Origin of the sequence: Nonomuraea sp. NPDC059007, assembly GCF_042740555.1 — a bacterium.
Classification (GTDB): Bacteria; Actinomycetota; Actinomycetes; order Streptosporangiales; family Streptosporangiaceae; genus Nonomuraea.
Window position 1 is genome coordinate 169,504 of the sequence record NZ_JBHYJD010000003.1, and the last position, 17,629, is coordinate 187,132.

Below are 17,629 nucleotides of genomic sequence, written 5' to 3' on the forward strand. Positions count from 1 at the left end.
GCGCATGAGAATCGCCATGATCTCCGAGCATGCCGACCCACTGGCCGCGATCGGCGGAGTGGACGCCGGCGGGCAGAACGTTCACGTGGCCGCCCTGGCCTCGGCGCTGGCCGCGCGCGGGCACACGGTCGTCGTCCACACCCGGCGCACCTCACCCCACCAGGCGGAACGGGTGCCGATGGGGCCGGGCGTCACGGTGGACTACGTTCCGGCAGGGCCGCCTGAACCGGTGGCCAAGGACGGGCTGGCGCCGTACATGCCGGAGTTCGCGCGGATCCTGCGCGAGCGCTGGCGGCGCGAGCGGCCGGACGTGATCCACGCGCACTTCTGGATGAGCGGGCAGGCGGCGCTCGCGGCGGCGGCGGACGTCCCCGTGGTGCTGACCTACCACGCGCTCGGCACCGTGAAGCGGCGCTGGCAGGGCGCGGCCGACACCAGCCCGCCGCACCGCGTGGACGCCGAGCGCGAGATCGGGCGACGCGCCGACGCGATCGTGGCCACCTGCGGCGACGAGGTGCGCGAACTGGCCGCGATGGGCGTGCCGTCCGAGCGGGTCTCGGTCGTGCCGTGCGGTGTCGATCTCGAACGCTTTCATCCCGCGCCGCCCGATCCCCTGGAGGCGAGCCGCTGGTGGTACGGCCCGCGTACCGGCGGCCGGGTCCTCTGCATCGCCCGGCTGGTGCCGCGCAAGGGCGCCGACACCGTCGTCCAGGCGCTACGCCGGCTGCCCGGCGTGGAACTGCTGATCGCGGGCGGCGTCCCGGAGGACGGGGAGCCGGCCCGGTTGCGCGGCCTCGCCGCCATGCACGGCCTGGCCGGGCGGGTACGGCTGATCGGCAGCGTGGCCCGGCCGGACGTGCCGGGTCTGATGCGCTCGGCCGACGTGGTGGTGTCGGTGCCGTGGTACGAGCCGTTCGGGATCGTCCCGATCGAGGCGATGGCGTGCGGCGTGCCCGTGGTGGCCTCGGCCGTCGGCGGACATCTCGACACGGTCGCCGGCTGGGGCCCGCTGGTGCCGCCGCGCCGGCCGCGGGCGCTGGCCAGAGCGCTGCGTGAGCTGCTGGACTCACCGCAGCGGCGCGAGGAGCTCGGCGCCGCGGGAGCCCGCCGGGCCCGCCGCCGCTACAGCTGGCCGCGCGTCGCCGAGCGCACCGAGGCGGTCTACGCGCAGGTGATCAGCGGACGGATCGTCCGGCTTGAGGCCTCGGGGTGCTGACCGGCGTGTTCTGGGCTGGTTTGCGGGTAGGCGCGAGGGCGTGCGCCACAGCAACCCGGAGGAACCGGGCATCACCCGACGAGCTCAGGCGGAGTAGGTCATGACGGCCACGCCGCTGTCCAGGATCACGTGATCGGTCAGCGTGAACCGGCGCGCCTCGGCCTCGCTCCGCCCCGCGAACAGCGGCACCCCAGCACCGGCCGTGACCGGGCTGACCTTGACCACGATCTCGTCGATCTCCTCATAGAGCACACCCGCCAGCTCAGCGCCGCCGACCAGCCAGATGCCGAGACCCTCCTCGGCCTTCAGCTCCCTGACCCGCTCCACGGGGTCGCTCGCGACGACCTCGACGTCGGTGCTCTGGGCGAGCTTGCGGGAGAAGACGAGGTGGCGAAGGTGCGGGTAGGCGTCGCTGATGCCCATGTCCAGGCCGATCTGGTACGAGCGCCGCCCCTCCACCACCGTGTCGAAGCGCGTACCCGCGTCCGTGACACCGAGCGCCTGACGGGCGTTGACCGGCAGCGTCTCCGGGTAGTTCGCGATGACGAACTCGACGTAGTCCTGCCCGATGGCGAACAACCCGCCCGACGGGTCGGCGTCGGAGCGCTCGGCGATGTAGCCGTCCAGGGTGGCGGCGACGTAGTAGGTGAGCTTGCGCATATGGTCGTTCCTTCGATCTCTTTGGAGTGCAGGACGCACGGCCGACGACCCTACCGGATGGCGCCGGAGGGCCTGACCACGGAGGAGAGCCCCATGGCACGCAACCCCGCCCTCGTCCCTCTCGACGCCCTGTTGGGTGAATGGAGCGTCGAGGCCCATGTCGGCGGCCACACCGTCTCGGGCGGCCGCGCGGTGTTCGAGTGGATCGAGGGCGGAGCGTTTCTCGCCTTCCGCGCGTACGGCACCGCCGAGGGCGACGCCCCGCAGGAGTGGCAGTCGGACTCTCCCCTGCCGTCCGTCTGCCTCATCGGCGTGGACGACGCCACCGGCGCCTTCTCCTACCTGCACTCCGACGCCCGCGGCGTGCACCGGGTCTACCGGATGACGCTCGCGGACGGCGTCTGGCGGGTCTGGCGCGACGCGCCCGCCTTCCACCAGCGCTTCACCGGCGCCTTCGAGGAGGACGGCCGGAGGATCGCCGCGGCCTGGGAGTTCTCCAAGGACGGCGCGGACTGGTCCCACGACTTCAGCCTCACCTACACCCGGACCTCGCCGGGCTGACCGGCCCCGGACACGGGTCAAGCCCCGCACCACGAGGGTGCGGGGCTTGATCGGTTCGCGCTTGCCGAGCCGGTTAGCTCTGTCCGCCGGCGAGCTTCTCGCGCAGAGCCGCGAGAGCTTCGTCGGAGGCCAGGGCGCCGCTGGCCGGAGCGGAGGAAGAAGAGGTCGAGGAGGAGGAGCTGGCCGGAGCCGGCGTCTCACCGCTGTAGGACGAAGGAGCGGCCTCGCCGGCCTCCGCCTCGGCCTTGCGGGCCTCTTCGATCTGCTTCTTGTGGGCCTCGAAGCGAGTCTGGGCCTCGGCGTACTGCCGCTCCCACTCCTCGCGCTGGCGGTCGAAGCCCTCCAGCCACTCACCCGTCTCGGGGTCGAAGCCCTCGGGGTAGATGTAGTTGCCCTGGTCGTCGTAGGTGGCGGCCATGCCGTAGAGGGTCGGGTCGAACTCGACCTCGGTGCCGACACCCTCGTTCGCCTGCTTCAGCGAGAGGCTGATCCGGCGGCGGTCGAGGTCAATGTCTATGATCTTGACGAAGATCTCGTCGCCGACCTGGACGACCTGCTCCGGAATCTCCACGTGGCGCTCGGCCAGCTCGGAGATGTGGACCAGGCCCTCGATGCCCTCCTCGACCCGCACGAACGCGCCGAACGGCACCAGCTTGGTGACCCGGCCGGGAACGACCTGGCCGATCTGGTGGGTGCGGGCGAACTGCTGCCACGGGTCTTCCTGCGTCGCCTTGAGCGAGAGGCTGACGCGCTCGCGCTCCATGTCGACGTCGAGGACCTCGACAGTGACCTCCTGGCCGACCTCGACAACCTCGGACGGGTGGTCGATGTGCTTCCAGGACAGCTCCGACACGTGGACGAGACCGTCGACGCCACCCAGGTCCACGAAGGCACCGAAGTTGACGATCGAGGACACGACGCCCTTGCGGACCTGGCCCTTCTGGAGGGTGTTGAGGAAGGTCTGGCGGACCTCGGACTGCGTCTGCTCAAGCCAGGCGCGACGCGACAGAACCACGTTGTTGCGGTTCTTGTCGAGCTCGATGATCTTCGCTTCGAGCTCGCGGCCGACGTAAGGCTGGAGGTCACGGACCCGGCGCATCTCGACCAGGGAGGCCGGGAGGAAGCCACGGAGGCCGATGTCGAGGATGAGACCACCCTTGACGACCTCGATGACGGTGCCGGTGACGATGCCGTCCTCGTCCTTGATCTTCTCGATCGTGCCCCAGGCGCGCTCGTACTGCGCACGCTTCTTGGACAGGATCAGGCGACCCTCCTTGTCCTCCTTCTGGAGAACCAGGGCCTCTACGTGTTCGCCGACTTCCACGACGTCCGCGGGGTCGACATCGTGCTTGATCGAGAGCTCTCGCGAGGGAATGACACCCTCGGTCTTGTAGCCGATGTCGAGAAGAACCTCGTCTCGATCGACCTTGACGACGGTGCCCTCGACGATGTCGCCGTCGTTGAAGTACTTGATGGTCTCGTCGATCGCTGCGAGGAAGGCTTCCTCGGACCCGATGTCGTTGACCGCTACCTGCGGGGTGCTCGAGGTGGCCTCAGTGCTGGACGTCATGTGTGGAATTGCTCCGAACGCGGACAGATATCGATGTGGCGGCGCGCGGCAGGCCCTCTTCCGCATCAAGCCGAGGATTACGACATCGACGTGACCGAGCGCGAGCCCGCTCCGTCTGAGGCGCGCGCGAGCCCACAGCGCAGCGATCAGCATATGAGACCTAGCGGCAGGGGTCAATCCGAGACGGCGATGACCTTCGGGAACCAGCGCGCCTAATAGGCGTTGACCTGGTCTCTCCGCTTCGGCGCGATATTACCCTGCAGCTTCTTCGGTACCGAGACGCGGTCGGGGTCGCCGTCGGAGACATAGCGCCACCCCGGGTGCTTCTGCAGCCATTCCAGCCAGTACTGCGAGCACCACTTACGGCATTCGCCCTTCTTGCCGTTGCTCTGGATCCGCTGAACGGCACCAGGATCGTACCCCTTGGCGAAGGGCGACAGCGACGGCTCGGCCCCCGCCAGGAAGACCGCGTCGAAGTCGTACGGCACGCCGCCCCACTCCCCCTTGCGGGCCGCCTTCTTCTTGTGCGGCATGCTCCCGAACGGCAGCGCCATCGTCGTGGACGGCGGCACCCCGAGCTTCTTCAGCATGCGCTCCAGCCGCGCGATCTGCTCGCGCACCTTCTTGGTGCCCATCGCCCGCAGGTTGGGGTGCGCCCAGGTGTGGTTGGCCACCTCGAAGCCCTGCTTGTGCAGCCACTGCACGGCCGAGGCCTGCTGTTCCTCCTTCTGCAGCCCGAACGGGTAGTGATTGACCCAGAAGGTCGCGACAGGCCGGAAGGACGGGTATTTGCGGAAGACGTCGTAGATGATGGCGACGGCGGTGTTCTTCGCGGGCCGCCCCTGGTCGTCCAGGGCGAAGTGGCTCGGATGCCCGTCGTCGAAGGTCAGCACGACGGGGAACTTGCCGGCCGGTACCTGGACGCGCCCGGCGGCGAACTCGGCCGCGGTGATGGGCACGTAGCCCTGCTTGGCCAGCTTCTCCAGCTCCTGCCGCAACTGGGCGGGGGTGCGGTCGATCGAGGCCATCCGCTTCTTGATGATGCGGTGGTACATGATGATCGGCACCAGCCCGGCCTCGTTGGCCTTCACCTGCCTGGCGAACTCCGGCGTGGCGACCACCGCCGGCGGCTGACTCGCCGTGGGCATCGGGGCGGGCTCGGACGGCTGCGCGGACGGGACCGGCGAGGACGGCTGACCCGAGGAGGGCGCCGGCTGTGTCTGCCCCACCTTGACCGCCTCCGGCGGCGCGTGGGCCGCCGGATCGTCGCCCGGCATGATCATCAGCGCGACGACCGCGACGAGGATGACCGCGACGTTCGCCGCACCGATGACACGCGTGGATGACAGTGAGGGCCGCACAGAACTCCCGTACCGGTCGGGGGATTTCAAAGGTCCAGGGTAGTCGAGAAGCCCTCCGCAGAAGGCCCACGGCACACCGTGTCCGACCATGTCACGCATCACAGTGCAACATCACAGATGTCCGGAATGCGGCGCGGCGGGCCGTACCGGATGGCGGGAAAAGGCGACGGCGGGCCCGGAAGCGGACCCGCCGTGCCGAGCGGAGATCAGTGCCCCGCGTCCTCCCACGTACGCCCCACGCCCACCGAGACCTCCAGCGGCACCCGCAGCTGGTAGGCGGCGTTCATCTGGTCGGTCACGAGCTGCCGCAGCCGCTCCAGCTCGCCCGGCGCCGCCTCGAACACGAGCTCGTCGTGGACCTGCAGCAGCATCCGCGAGCGCAGCCCCTCCTCGCCCAGCGCCTGGCGCACGTTGAGCATCGCGACCTTGATGATGTCGGCCGCCGAGCCCTGGATGGGCGCGTTGAGCGCCATGCGCTCGGCCATCTCGCGGCGCTGGCGGTTGTCGCTGGTCAGGTCGGGCAGATAGCGGCGGCGGCCCATGATCGTCTCGGTGTAGCCGTCGGTGCGGGCCTGGGAGACGATGGCGTTGAGGAAGTCGCGCACGCCGCCGAACTCCTCGAAGTACTCCTCCTTCAGCGCCCGCGCCTCGGCCACCGGGATGTTGAGCTGCCCGGCGAGACCGAAGTCGGACAGGCCGTAGGCCAGGCCGTAGTTCATCGCCTTGATGCGCGCGCGCAGCTCGCCGTCGACCTGCTCCGGCGGCAGGTCGAACACCCGCGAGGCGGTGGCGGCGTGGAAGTCGTGGCCCGACTCGAACGCGGCGATCAGCGACTCGTCGCCCGACAGGTGCGCCATGATGCGCAGCTCGATCTGGCTGTAGTCGGCGGTCAGCAGCGTCTCGAAGCCCTCGCCGACCGTGAAGCCCTGCCGGATGCGGCGGCCCTCGGCGGTGCGGATCGGGATGTTCTGCAGGTTGGGCTTCTCCGACGACAGCCGGCCCGTGGCCGCGATGATCTGGTTGAACGTGGTGTGGATGCGGCCGTCGTCGGCGATCTCCTTGATCAGGCCCTCGACGGTCTGGCGGAGCTTCTGCTGGTCGCGGTGGCGCAGCATGATGACCGGCAGCTCGTGGTCGGTCTGCGTGGCCAGCCACGCCAGCTGGTCGGCGTCGGTGGAGTAGCCGGTCTTGGTGCGCTTGGTCTTGGGCAGGTTGAGCTGGTTGAAGAAGATCTCCTGCAGCTGCTTGGGCGAGCCGAGGTTGAACTGCTCGCCCACCACCCGGTGCGCCTCCTCGACGGCCTGCTTGACCGCGGCGGCGAACTGCGCCTCCATGCCGGTGAGGTAGTCGCGGTCGACCGCGATGCCGGCCCGCTCCAGCTCGGCCAGCACCCGCACCAGCGGCAGCTCCACGTCGGCCAGCAACTGGGTGCCGCCGCGCTGGGACAGGAACGCCTCGAGCGAGTCGGCCAGCTCGCGCACCGCGTGGGCGCGCAGCGCGAGGTCCTTGGCCGGGGCGTCCTCGTCGTCGCCGAACAGCGCCGCCTGCCCGCCCGACTCCTCCTCGACCTTGAGGTCGCGGTGGAGGTAGCGGCGGGCGAGGTCTTCGAGGGCGAAGGTGCGCTGGCCCGGCATGGCGAGGTAGGCGGCGAGCGCGGTGTCGGCGCTGAGGCCGCGCAGGTCGAGCCCCTGCGTCCACAGGGCCAGCAGCGGCCCCTTGGCGTCGTGGACGGCCTTGGGCCGGTCGTCGGCGGCCAGCCAGGCGCCGAGCGCGGCGAAGTCGGCCTCGGTGAGCTTGGTCGGGTCGATGTGGGCGGCGGTGCCGTCGGGCGAGGCGATCGCGATGCCGTCGATGCGGCCGGTGCCGCTGCCGTAGGCGCCCTTGAACGCCAGGCCGGCGCGGCCCGCGGGCATCGCCTCCAGCCAGCCGGCCACGCGGTCGGGGCCGAGGATGATCGTCTCGACCTCGAAGCCCTGCTCAGGCTCCTCCTCGCCGCTGCCGAGCACCTTGAACACACGCTCGCGCAGCTCGCCGCGGATCTGCAGGGTGTCGAAGAGCTTGTTGATCTCCTCGCGGTCCCAGACGCCCTGGGTGAGCTCGGCGACCTCGGCCTCCACCGGCACGTCGCGCAGCAGCTCGGTGAGCCTGCGGTTCATCAGCACCTGGGCGACGTGCTCGCGCAGCTTGTCGCCGACCTTGCCCTTGACCTCGTCGACCCGGTCGACCAGCTCGGTCAGCGAGCCGAACTCGCGCACCCACTTGGCGGCGGTCTTCTCGCCCACGCCGGGGATGCTCAGCAGGTTGTCGCTCGGGTCGCCGCGTAGCGCGGCGAAGTCGGGATACTGCCGGGGCGTCAGCTCGTACTTCTCGAAGACCGCCTCCGGCGTGAAGCGCGTCATGTCGCTGATGCCGCGGCGGGTCATGAGCACGGTCACCCGCTCGTCGACGAGCTGCAGCGCGTCGCGGTCGCCGGTGACGATCAGCACGTCCATGCCCTCGCCGGACGCGCGGGTGGCCAGGGTGGCGATGAGGTCGTCGGCCTCGAAGCCGGCCTTGGACAGCCGCGGCACGCGCAGGGTGTCGAGCAGCTCGAAGATGAGCTGCATCTGGCCCTTGAAGTCTTCCGGCGTCTCGCTGCGGTTGGCCTTGTACTCGGAGTACTCCTCGTGCCGGAACGTGGGCTCCGACCGGTCGAAGGCCACCGCCACGTGGGTCGGCTGCTCATCGCGCAGGATGTTGGTCAGCATCGAGGTGAACCCGTAGACCGCCTCGGTGTGCTGACCGTCGGTGGTCATGAGGTTGGCGTCCTTGAGCGCGTAGAACGCGCGATAGGCCAGCGAATGCCCGTCAAGGAGCAACAGGCATGGGCGGTTGGGGGTCACTTCACTCTTCGGCACACCAGAAGCCTAGTCTCCATGTGCGACAGAAAACCTGAGCTCGGAAGACTGGAGGCTCCTCCTTGACGCAGATAGACCGGGTCACCATCGACTCCCTTCACCGCGGCACGCTCGCCGAGCGCATGGGCATAGAGATCGTCGAGGCCAGTGCGGAGCGCGTGGTGGGCCGCATGCCGGTCGAGGGCAACACGCAGCCGTACGGGCTGCTGCACGGCGGCGCGTCGGTCGTGCTGGCGGAGACCCTGGGCTCGATCGGCTCGGCGATCCACGCGGGCGAGGGCCGGATCGCCGTCGGCATCGAGATCAACGCCACGCATCACAGGGCCGCGACGTCCGGGCACGTCACGGGCGTGGCGACGCGTATTCACGGCGGCCGCTCGCTGGCCACGTTCGAGATCGAGATCGCCGACGAGGAGGGCCGGCGCGTGTGCACCTCGCGCCTCACGTGCATGCTGCGTGACGCCTGAGACGGCGAAGGCAGTTCGGCTCACCCTTTGCACACGGCCCCCGTGGGTCGCTACGGTTGACCGGACAGAGCCCGCGGGGAGGCCGAGTAGATAACGTGTCGGGCCGGGGAAGCCGGACACGGTCCCAAAGGTCACCCCCGGGCTCGCTCTTTTTTACCCGCTCAATAAGCGGGTCATCCCACCTTTGCGGGCTTGATGCATACATCGCCCGCCTGTGCAGCGCTTTCCGACCGATCGTTATGGTCTCGTTTTAGTACGGCTCCGCGCCCGTGCCAGGGGTATACCTCGATTTAGCCCCTGACCTGCCTTCTTATTTGCTCACATCACCGACACACCCGCATCACTAATTGGTGACGAACGGTTCGGAACCGGACGTCGCCGGAATAGGCTCCCGCCACAGCATCCCAGTTGTGCCTGCGATGCCCGCGTGTCGAGATGGAGGGGTACAACCCAAGCCCCGCCTTGACCTAATAGAGGGAGCACCATTGCGCAGAGCCGTGATCGCGTTCACGGCCTTCCTGGGTGGACTGATCTTCCTGCTCGCCAGCCCCGCGTCCGCGGGTCCTGCCGACTGTCAGGGAGTGAAGGGCACACTCAAACTCCAAGGCCAGCCAGTGAACGGCGCGAAAATCGTCGTGACCACCGAAGACGGAAAACCCGTCAAGGAGGTCGCCAGTAACGCCCAAGGCACATGGGACGTCCAGGTCGACAAACCAGGGAAGTACAAGGTCACCCTGGATGTCAGCTCGCTCCCTCAGACCGCTGAGGTTCGCGGCGGCAACAACGTCCGCACCCCGACGGTTTATAAGGACAACTGCTCCACCGTCCTGTTCGCCCTGGTTCCCAAGGCCGGCGGCGAGCAGACTCCCGGAGCCCCGGCTCCCACCGACACCAGCGACAGCAGTTTCTGGACGCGGGCCGCGCAGCTCACCTTCGAGGGCTTCAACCTCGGCCTGATCATCGCCCTCGCCGCGATGGGCCTGTCGCTCATCTTCGGCACCACCAAGCTCACCAACTTCGCCCATGGCGAGCTGGTGACGTTCGGAGCGCTGATCGCCTACCTCTTCAACGTCGGCTTCGGCCTGGGCGTCATCCCGTCCGCGATCATCGCGGTGCTGGTCGGCGGCGCCTTCGGCTACCTCCAGGACCGCTTCTTCTGGGGGCAGCTGCGCAGGCGGGGCACCGGCGTCATCGCCATGATGATCATCTCCATCGGCGTGGCGATGTTCCTGCGCTTCCTCTTCCTGTTCCTGCACGGCGGTGACAGCGAGCCGTACACCGAGTTCAACGCCCAGGCGGGCATCAGCGTCGGCCCGATCACCGCGGCGCCCAAGAACTTCATCATGATGGCCATCGAACTGGCCGTGCTCGTCATCGTCGGCATCGCGCTGCTCAAGACCCGCACCGGCAAGGCCGCGCGGGCCGTCGCCGACAACCCGGCGCTCGCCGCCTCATCGGGCATCAACGTCGACCGGGTCATCCGCGTCATCTGGACCGCGGGCGGCGCCATCGCGGCGCTGGCCGGCATCCTGCTCGGCCTGTCGCAGACCGTGAAGTTCACGATGGGCCAGGACATCCTGCTGCTCATCTTCGCCGGAGTCACGCTGGGCGGCCTCGGCACCGCGTTCGGCGCGCTGGTCGGCTCCCTCATCGTGGGCCTGTTCATCCAGCTGTCCACCCTCTGGATCTCTCCTGAGCTCAAGAGTGTGGGCGCGCTGGCCGTACTCATCATCGTCCTGCTCTTCCGGCCGCAGGGCATCCTCGGCCGCCGCGAGCGGATCGGCTGACGGGGGGAATCATGGACTGGTTCAACATCATGGTGACCACCGTCGAGGCGGCGGTGGGCGTCGAGACGGTCTTCTACATGCTGGCCGCGATCGGCATCAACCTGCACTTCGGGTACACCGGCCTGCTCAACTTCGGCCAGGCGGCCTTCCTCGGCGTCGCGGCGTACGGCCTGGCCGTCACCGTGGTCACGATCGGCCTGCCGTTCTGGGTGGGCATCGGCGTCGGCCTCGTCTCGGTCATCCTGCTCGCCCTGCTGCTCGGCATCCCGACGCTGCGGCTGCGCGCCGACTACCTCGCCATCGTCACGATCGCGGCGGCCGAGATCGTCCGCCTGATCTTCCGCTCGGTCACCTTCAAGGACTACTTCGGCGGCTCCGACGGCCGCTACGGGTTCTCCGAGGGCTTCTTCGCGATGAACCCCTTCTCCAGGGGTGAGTACGGCATCGGCCCCTTCACCTTCAACGAGCGCGTCACCTGGGTCCTGCTCATCGGCTGGATCCTCGTCGCCCTGTCGTGCCTGGTGATCTACATGCTCATGAAGAGCCCGTGGGGCCGCGTGCTCAAGGCCATCCGCGAGGACGAGGAGGCCGTGCGCGCGCTGGGCAAGAACGTGTTCTCGTACAAGATGCAGTCGCTGATCCTCGGCGGCCTCATCGGCAGCTTCGGCGGCTACATCTACGCGCTGGGTTACGCCTCGGTGCAGCCGGACGCGTTCTCGACCGAGCTGACCTTCTACGCCTACACGATCGTCATCCTCGGCGGCGCGGCCCGCGTCTTCGGCCCGGTCGTCGGCTCGATCATCTTCTGGGTGCTGCTCGTCTTCATCGGCAACCTGCTCAACGAACTGATCGAGGCGCAGTACATCACGTGGATGTCGGTCAACCAGATCGGCGCCTTCCGCTTCATGCTGGTCGGTCTCGGCCTGGTCCTGCTGCTGGTCTTCCGTCCGCAGGGTATCTTCGGCGATAAGAGGGAGATCGCACTCGATGCACGCTGAAACCAAGCCCACTGACAGCAAGGCCGCCGCGCTGGCCGCTTTCAAGGACCTGCAGCGCGAGCCCGGCGTCACCAAGCCCGACCCGATCCTGGTCGTCGACAACGTCGTGCGCCGCTTCGGCGGCCTCACCGCCGTCGACGTCAAGCACGTGGAGATCCAGCGCGGTTCCATCACCGCGCTGATCGGCCCGAACGGCGCCGGCAAGACCACGTTCTTCAACCAGCTGACCGGCTTCGACACCGCCGACGCCGGCGAGTGGACGTTCAACGGCACCAGGATGAACGGCGTCGCGGCCCACAAGGTCGCGCGCTCCGGCATGGTCCGCACGTTCCAGCTGACCAAGGCGCTGTCGAAGCTGACGGTCATCGAGAACATGCGCCTCGGCGCCCAGAACCAGAAGGGCGAGAGCTTCTTCCGCGCGCTGGTGCCGTCCTCCTGGCGCGCCCAGGAGGACGAGATCACCGCGCGCGCCGACGAACTGCTCGCGCGCTTCAAGCTGGACGCCAAGCGCGAGGACTTCGCGGGTTCCCTGTCCGGCGGTCAGCGCAAGCTGCTGGAGATGGCCCGCGCGCTCATGGTCAGCCCGGAGCTGGTCATGCTCGACGAGCCGATGGCCGGCGTCAACCCGGCGCTGACGCAGTCGCTGCTGGGCCACGTCAAGGACCTGCGCGAGCAGGGCATGACCGTGCTGTTCGTCGAGCACGACATGGACATGGTCCGCGACATCAGCGACTGGGTGATCGTGATGGCCCAGGGCACCGTGATCGCGGAGGGGCCGCCGGACACGATCATGTCCGACGCCCGGGTGATCGACGCCTATCTGGGCGCCCACCACGACGCGCCGCTGTCCGAGGAGGAGCTGGAAGAGCAGCTCCAGGAGGCCGAGGCCGCGCTCGAGGCCGAGGCCGAGGAGGAGGCAGGCAAGTGAGCAGCACCCCGGATTCCAAGGCGGCCGTCACCGACCGCAGCGCCCACGTGGCGGGGGCCGAGAACGCCGTGCTCCGCTGCGACGAGCTCATCGCCGGCTACCTGCCCGGTGTCAACATCCTCAACGGCTCCGACCTGTACGTCGGCGAGGGCGAGCTGATCGGCATCATCGGCCCCAACGGCGCCGGAAAGTCGACGCTGCTCAAGGCCATGTTCGGACTGGTCAACATCCGCAGCGGCACGGTCGTGCTCAAGGGTGAGGACATCACGAACATGAAGGCGCACCAGCTGGTCGCCCGCGGGGTCGGCTACGTCCCGCAGACCAACAACGTCTTCCCCAGCCTGACGATCGAGGAGAACCTCGAGATGGGCGCCTACCAGGCGCCCACGAAGTTCAAGGAGCGCTTCGAGTTCGTCACCGAGCTGTTCCCCGCCCTCAAGGAGCGGCGCAAGCAGCGCGCCGGCTCCCTGTCGGGCGGTGAGCGGCAGATGGTGGCCATGGCCAGGGCGCTCATGACCGAGCCGTCGGTGCTGCTGCTCGACGAGCCGTCGGCCGGCCTGTCGCCGAAGCTGCAGGACCTGGTCTTCATCCAGGCCCAGCAGATCAACAAGGCGGGCGTGACCGTGATCATGGTGGAGCAGAACGCGCGGCGCTGCCTGCAGATCTGCCACCGCGGCTACGTGCTCGACCAGGGCCGCAACGCCTACACCGGCACCGGCCGCCAGCTGGCCAACGACCCGAAGGTCATCGAGCTCTACCTGGGCACGCTGGCACGGGCGTAAACACGCTGTTTCGCGCGAAGGGGTCCCTTTGGGGCCCCTTCTCCGCGTTAAATGAGCATGGTGCGACGCATTACGGCTATCGCCCTCCTCATGCCCATGCTCGTGGCCTGCCAGAACAGCCCGCCCGCGCAGAAGACGCAGGCGGCGGCGAGCGAAAGCGCCAAGTACAGCACCGGCGGCGACCCCGACGACGACCCCTGCACCCGCGTCGTCTCCTCCATCGGCTACGCCGGGCTGCTGCTCCTGCCCGCGGGCAGGGAGGACGAGCAGAACTTCGAGAACGCCGTCCTGGGCCGGCTGGCCGAGCTGCGCGGCATGGTCCAGGAGTTCGGCCCCCGGCTCCCCCAGGTGCTCCAGGACGAGGCGGAGAAGGTCGAGAACGCCACGAAAGGCCTGTCCAGCGCCCAGACCCCCAGGAAGCGCCAGGTGGCGCTCCTGAAGGACTACCGGGCCGCCGCCGACAGGATCGTCGAGGGCTGCAAGGGCAGGTGAACGCGAAGAAGCCCCGGGACCGAGGTCCCGGGGCTCCCGCCTGACTACTTAACCGTCGATGTTGCCGGTGCGGTAGTCGATGGCCTTGGCGGGGTACTTGTTGTCCGCGCCGTACTGGTAGATGCCGATGGTGGCCGTCGCCGGGTCACCGGCGTCGTTGAACTCGACCGGACCGCTGATGCCGTCGTAGTCGATGTCCTTGCCGGCCTTCAGCAGGTCGACGCAGGTCTTGAAGTCGTTGCACTTCTCGCCGCCCTTGCTGACCTCGCCCAGCTTCGTGGCGATGTCGGTGCCCGCGTCGCTCTTGGCGGCCTCGGCGGCCAGGGCGATGAGGTTGGCGGCGTCGTAGGACTCGGGCGCGTAGCTGAAGTCCTCAAGCTTCGGGTTGATCTCGAGCAGCTTCTTCTGGAACGTGTCCGGAGCGGCCGCGCCGGGCAGCGTGCCCTTGACGCCCTTCAGGGTGCCCTTCGGGAACTTCAGGAAGTTCGTGTTGGACAGGTTGCCGTCGACCATGTACCAGTGGTGCTTGTCGGCGGTCAGGCCCTGCTTGACGAGCTCCTGGACGACCTTGTTGGTCTCGGCGAAGCCGATGAGCACGATGCCCTTCGGGTTCTTGGCCTTGACCTTCGCGACGTCGGCCGAGAAGTCCGCGGCCTTGGGGTCGTAGATGATCTTCTCGACGACCTCGCCGCCGCCGGCGATGACGGCCTTCTCCGTGGAGTCGGCCAGGCCGGTGCCGTAGGAGTCCTGCAGCGCGAGGATGGCGACCGTGTCGTCGCCGTCGGCCACCGCGAGGTCACCCAGGACGCGGCCCTGCAGGATGTCCGGCGGAGCCGTACGCCAGAACAGGCCGTTGTCCTTGTAGGTGGTGAGCTCGATGGAGGTGTTGGCGGGCGAGAAGTGCACCACGCCGGCACCCGTGATCTTGTCGATCACGGACAGCGACACCGAGGACGAGGCGGCGCCGATGATGGCGTCCACCTTCTTGGCCAGCAGGCTGTCCACCGACTGCGAGGCGATCTGCGTCGTGGTGTCGCCGGAGTCGGTGTGCGAGACCGAGACCTGCTTGCCGAGGACGCCGCCCGCGTCGTTGATCTCCTTGACCGCCAGGTCGACGCCCGCGAACTCGGGCGGGCCGAGGTAGGCGAGCGAGCCGGTCTGCGGGAGGAGGGTGCCGAGGTTCAGCGTGCCGTCGCCCTTGCCGGCCGCGGCCGAGGTCGCCGGCGCGGCCGAATCGGTGGCCTTGGTGCCGGCGGTGTCAGCGCCGCCGCCACAGGCCGTCAGAGCGAGGCTCGCCGCAGCCGCGACGGCGAGCACGCGCCCGAGTGGGGCAATGCGGGTCATGAAGTGTCTCCTTCATCCAGGCCGGGAGGCTGTCAGCACCGCCGACGTTCCCGATCGAATGAGCGAAACGTACAAAAAGCAGCACGCTTCCAGCTAGATGCCTGGAAGAACTGTCGGCACTTGGATGCTGAGTCGTAATCACTCCTCAACTTATGAAGAAAACCCCCAGGTAGCGGCCGGTTAGCTGGGAAACCGGCCGCTGACGCCCTGTTACCCCGCGATGTTCCCCGATCGATACTCCAGAGCCTTGGCCGCGTCGAAGGTGTTGTTCTGCCCGAATTGGTAGATGCCAATCGTGGCCGTCGCGGGATCGCCCGCGTCGTTGAACTCCACAGGCCCGCTCACGCCGTCGTAGTCGATGTCCTTGCCCGCCTTGAGGAGGTCCGCGCAGACCTTGAAGGCGTTGCACTTCTCGCCGCCCTTGCTGACCTCGCCCAGCTTCGCGGCCATGTCGGCGGCCACGTCGCTCCTGGCCGCCTCGGCCGCCAGCGCGATCAGGTTCACCGCGTCGTAGGACTCGGGGCCGTAGCCGAAGACGTCGAGGTCCGGATTGACCTCCAGCAGCTTCTTCTGGAACGCCCCCGGCGCCTCCGAGCCCGGCAGGGTGCCCTTGACACCCTTCATCGTGCCCTTGGGGAACTTCAGGTAGTTGGTGTTGGACAGGTTGCCGTCGACCATGTACCAGTGGTGCTTGTCGCTGGTCAGGCCCTGCTTCACCAGTTCCTGGACGACCTTGCTGGTCTCGGCGAACCCGATGAGCACGATGCCCTTCGGGTTCTTCGCCTTCACCTTGGCCACGTCGGCCGAGAAGTCAGCCGCCTTGGGGTCGTAGAGGATCTTCTCCACGACCTCGCCCCCGCCGGCGAGAACGGCCTTCTCCGTCGAGTCGGCCAGGCCGGAACCGTAGGCGTCCTGCATGGCCACGATCGCCACCGTGTCGTCGCCTTCCGAGACCGCGAGGTCGCCCAGCACCCGGCCCTGGAGGACGTCGGGCGGGGCCGTACGCCAGAACAGGCCGTTGTCCTTGGCGTTGGTGAGCTCGATGCCCGTCGCCGACGGCGAGAACATCAGCACCCCAGAGCCCGTGATCTTGTCGAGGATGGACAGCGAGACCGAGGAGGAGGCCGATCCCACGATCGCGTCGACCTTCTTGGCCAGCAGGCTGTCGGTGGACTGGGCGGCGATCTGGGTCGTGGTGTCGCCGGAGTCGGTGTGCGAGACCGAGATCTGCTTGCCCAGCACGCCGCCCGCCGCGTTGATCTCCTTGACCGCCAGATCGACGCCCGCGAACATCGGCGGGCCCAGATAGGACAGGTTCCCGGTCTGAGGGAGTACGGAGCCGAGGACCAGCGTGCCGTCGCCCTTGGCGGCGGTGGTGCCCGGCGCGGAGGCCGTGTCGCTCGCCGGGGTACCGGCCACGTCTTGGCCGGAGGATCCGCAGGCCGCGAGTGCGAGGGCCGAGACCGCCGCGGTCGCGACGGCCAACGCTCGCCGAATCATCGATATCTCCTTCTTGCAGATGCGCAGGGGGGACATGGAGTTCGCGAAATCCACGATCAGCATGACCCCGGAAATATCCGGTGGGAGAGGCCGCGACCTTACGATGCGCAGTCGTGACTCCTCCTTAACCTGGCCCGGCCGCGGGCCGCCTCTACTGTGGCGATGTGAAGCGCACCGCCGCCCTCCTGGTCCTGGTCCTCGGCCTTTCCGCCTGCGGGGGCACTCCGCCCGCCCCCTCCACGAGCCCGCCCCAGGGGCTCACCGTGACCCTCACGCAGGGACGATCCGACATGCCCAAGCACATGCTGAGCGTGGTCATGGCCAACAGCGGAAGCACCCCCGTGTGGGTGTCCGACGTGCGGGTGAGCGGGCCCTCGTTCCAGGAGACCGGGTTCTCGCGCATGGACACCGCCATCAAGAGCGTTCCGGTGGCTTTGCGCATCTCGTACGGCGCGGCCAAGTGCGCCCCCGGAGCCGTGCCGGAACTGCGGCCGGCGCGGGTGATCGCGCACGTCAAGGCAGGCGACGAGCCCGCACGCGAGGTCAGCTGGGCACTGCCCCATCCGGACCCGTTGCTGGCGAAGCTTTTCCGGGAGGAGTGCGAGCAGTTCCTCGTGCAGCAGGCGGTGTCGGTGGGGTTCGGTCAGGCTTGGACCGAGAAGGACAAGGTCCTCCACGGCAGTGTTATCGTGACGCGCCGCAATAGCAATCAAGATGTGACTGTTACCGAGTTGTCAGGCAACGTGCACTATGAGCTGAATTCTCGGGAAATGACGCTCAAGGCGGGAATGGCGCGGTTGGAGATCCCCGTCCGGATCACCCCGGGCCGCTGCGACCCGCACTCGTTCGCGGAGGCCAAGATCGCCATGCTCTTCAACGCGCGGGTGGCGCTGGGGACCGGCGAACCGCGATACCTCGTCTTCCGCTCCGACACCGTCCAGACGCCTTCCCTGCGCCTGGACCAGCTCATCCTCGGCTACGCCCGCAAGACCTGCGGCCTGTAGACCCCACACCACCGGGCGCCTCGGGGCCGGGGCGAAGCGCACGTACCCCCAGGAACACACGT

The 17,629-nt window shown here is 68.3% G+C and carries 15 protein-coding genes; 9 read left to right on the top strand and 6 right to left on the bottom strand.

Going from position 1 to position 17,629, the window contains the following annotated elements; all coding sequences use genetic code 11:
- Positions 1-4: 4 nt before the first annotated feature.
- Positions 5-1,216, top strand: coding sequence for a glycosyltransferase (locus tag ACFWY5_RS06150; RefSeq protein WP_379630687.1), 1,212 nt, complete (start codon positions 5-7; stop codon positions 1,214-1,216).
- An 84-nt stretch (positions 1,217-1,300) separates the two neighbouring features.
- Here ACFWY5_RS06150 and ACFWY5_RS06155 read toward each other — a convergent pair whose 3' ends face one another.
- Positions 1,301-1,876, bottom strand: coding sequence for a dihydrofolate reductase family protein (locus ACFWY5_RS06155; protein WP_379612962.1), 576 nt, complete (start codon positions 1,874-1,876; stop codon positions 1,301-1,303).
- 93 nt (positions 1,877-1,969) lie between these two features.
- On the opposite strand from ACFWY5_RS06155, the gene ACFWY5_RS06160 reads away from it, so the two are divergent.
- Positions 1,970-2,437, top strand: coding sequence for a hypothetical protein (locus tag ACFWY5_RS06160; protein WP_379630688.1), 468 nt, complete (start codon positions 1,970-1,972; stop codon positions 2,435-2,437).
- A 73-nt stretch (positions 2,438-2,510) separates the two neighbouring features.
- Here ACFWY5_RS06160 and rpsA read toward each other — a convergent pair whose 3' ends face one another.
- The 3 genes from rpsA to polA form a co-directional block, all read right to left on the bottom strand.
- Entirely contained in the window at positions 2,511-4,007 is a 1,497-nt protein-coding gene (gene rpsA, locus ACFWY5_RS06165; RefSeq protein WP_184960885.1) for a 30S ribosomal protein S1, read from the bottom strand.
- A gap of 212 nt (positions 4,008-4,219) precedes the next feature.
- Entirely contained in the window at positions 4,220-5,368 is a 1,149-nt protein-coding gene (locus ACFWY5_RS06170) for a polysaccharide deacetylase family protein (protein WP_379612964.1), read from the bottom strand.
- A 206-nt stretch (positions 5,369-5,574) separates the two neighbouring features.
- Positions 5,575-8,265 (bottom strand): DNA polymerase I, encoded by a 2,691-nt coding sequence (gene polA, locus ACFWY5_RS06175; RefSeq protein WP_379612965.1) that lies wholly within the window; start codon positions 8,263-8,265, stop codon positions 5,575-5,577.
- Between the two features lie 122 nt (positions 8,266-8,387).
- Between polA and ACFWY5_RS06180 the strand changes: the two genes are divergently transcribed.
- The 6 genes from ACFWY5_RS06180 to ACFWY5_RS06205 all read left to right on the top strand — a co-directional run bounded on the left by ACFWY5_RS06180 (position 8,388) and on the right by ACFWY5_RS06205 (position 13,719).
- A complete protein-coding gene (locus ACFWY5_RS06180; protein ID WP_379630820.1) occupies positions 8,388-8,732 on the top strand; it encodes a PaaI family thioesterase in 345 nt (114 codons plus the stop codon).
- Positions 8,733-9,217: 485 nt separating this feature from the next.
- A complete protein-coding gene (locus ACFWY5_RS06185) occupies positions 9,218-10,519 on the top strand; it encodes a branched-chain amino acid ABC transporter permease (RefSeq protein ID WP_379612966.1) in 1,302 nt (433 codons plus the stop codon).
- Between the two features lie 11 nt (positions 10,520-10,530).
- Positions 10,531-11,517, top strand: coding sequence for a branched-chain amino acid ABC transporter permease (locus ACFWY5_RS06190; protein WP_379612967.1), 987 nt, complete (start codon positions 10,531-10,533; stop codon positions 11,515-11,517).
- Positions 11,507-12,445: an ABC transporter ATP-binding protein gene (locus tag ACFWY5_RS06195; protein ID WP_379612968.1), complete on the top strand. Its 939-nt coding sequence runs from the start codon at positions 11,507-11,509 to the stop codon at positions 12,443-12,445. Before ACFWY5_RS06190 ends, ACFWY5_RS06195 begins: the two co-directional genes overlap by 11 nt.
- Positions 12,442-13,227, top strand: a complete 786-nt coding sequence (locus ACFWY5_RS06200) for an ABC transporter ATP-binding protein (RefSeq protein WP_379612969.1) — start codon at positions 12,442-12,444, stop codon at positions 13,225-13,227. Before ACFWY5_RS06195 ends, ACFWY5_RS06200 begins: the two co-directional genes overlap by 4 nt.
- Before the next feature lie 90 nt (positions 13,228-13,317).
- A complete protein-coding gene (locus tag ACFWY5_RS06205; RefSeq protein ID WP_379630689.1) occupies positions 13,318-13,719 on the top strand; it encodes a hypothetical protein in 402 nt (133 codons plus the stop codon).
- Between the two features lie 48 nt (positions 13,720-13,767).
- Here the strand turns inward: ACFWY5_RS06205 and ACFWY5_RS06210 are convergent, their stop codons facing one another.
- Both ACFWY5_RS06210 and ACFWY5_RS06215 read right to left on the bottom strand, forming a co-directional pair.
- Positions 13,768-15,063: an ABC transporter substrate-binding protein gene (locus ACFWY5_RS06210; RefSeq protein ID WP_379630690.1), complete on the bottom strand. Its 1,296-nt coding sequence runs from the start codon at positions 15,061-15,063 to the stop codon at positions 13,768-13,770.
- 210 nt (positions 15,064-15,273) lie between these two features.
- Positions 15,274-16,563 carry an ABC transporter substrate-binding protein gene (locus tag ACFWY5_RS06215; RefSeq protein WP_379612972.1) on the bottom strand — a complete coding sequence of 430 codons (1,290 nt, stop codon included), beginning with the start codon at positions 16,561-16,563 and terminating at the stop codon, positions 15,274-15,276.
- Positions 16,564-16,727: 164 nt separating this feature from the next.
- On the opposite strand from ACFWY5_RS06215, the gene ACFWY5_RS06220 reads away from it, so the two are divergent.
- Positions 16,728-17,567, top strand: a complete 840-nt coding sequence (locus ACFWY5_RS06220) for a hypothetical protein (RefSeq protein ID WP_379612973.1) — start codon at positions 16,728-16,730, stop codon at positions 17,565-17,567.
- The last annotated feature ends 62 nt before the right edge of the window (positions 17,568-17,629 follow it).

Excerpts from the sequence above, each read along its gene's own strand:
- ACFWY5_RS06150 (WP_379630687.1), top strand. The coding sequence starts at position 5 with ATGAGAATCGCCATGATCTCCGAGCATGCCGACCCACTGGCCGCGATC.
- ACFWY5_RS06155 (WP_379612962.1), bottom strand. The coding sequence starts at position 1,876 with ATGCGCAAGCTCACCTACTACGTCGCCGCCACCCTGGACGGCTACATC.
- ACFWY5_RS06160 (WP_379630688.1), top strand. The coding sequence starts at position 1,970 with ATGGCACGCAACCCCGCCCTCGTCCCTCTCGACGCCCTGTTGGGTGAA.
- rpsA (WP_184960885.1), bottom strand. The coding sequence starts at position 4,007 with ATGACGTCCAGCACTGAGGCCACCTCGAGCACCCCGCAGGTAGCGGTC.
- ACFWY5_RS06180 (WP_379630820.1), top strand. The coding sequence starts at position 8,388 with ATGGGCATAGAGATCGTCGAGGCCAGTGCGGAGCGCGTGGTGGGCCGC.
- ACFWY5_RS06190 (WP_379612967.1), top strand. The coding sequence starts at position 10,531 with ATGGACTGGTTCAACATCATGGTGACCACCGTCGAGGCGGCGGTGGGC.
- ACFWY5_RS06195 (WP_379612968.1), top strand. The coding sequence starts at position 11,507 with ATGCACGCTGAAACCAAGCCCACTGACAGCAAGGCCGCCGCGCTGGCC.
- ACFWY5_RS06205 (WP_379630689.1), top strand. The coding sequence starts at position 13,318 with ATGCCCATGCTCGTGGCCTGCCAGAACAGCCCGCCCGCGCAGAAGACG.
- ACFWY5_RS06210 (WP_379630690.1), bottom strand. The coding sequence starts at position 15,063 with ATGACCCGCATTGCCCCACTCGGGCGCGTGCTCGCCGTCGCGGCTGCG.
- ACFWY5_RS06215 (WP_379612972.1), bottom strand. The coding sequence starts at position 16,563 with ATGATTCGGCGAGCGTTGGCCGTCGCGACCGCGGCGGTCTCGGCCCTC.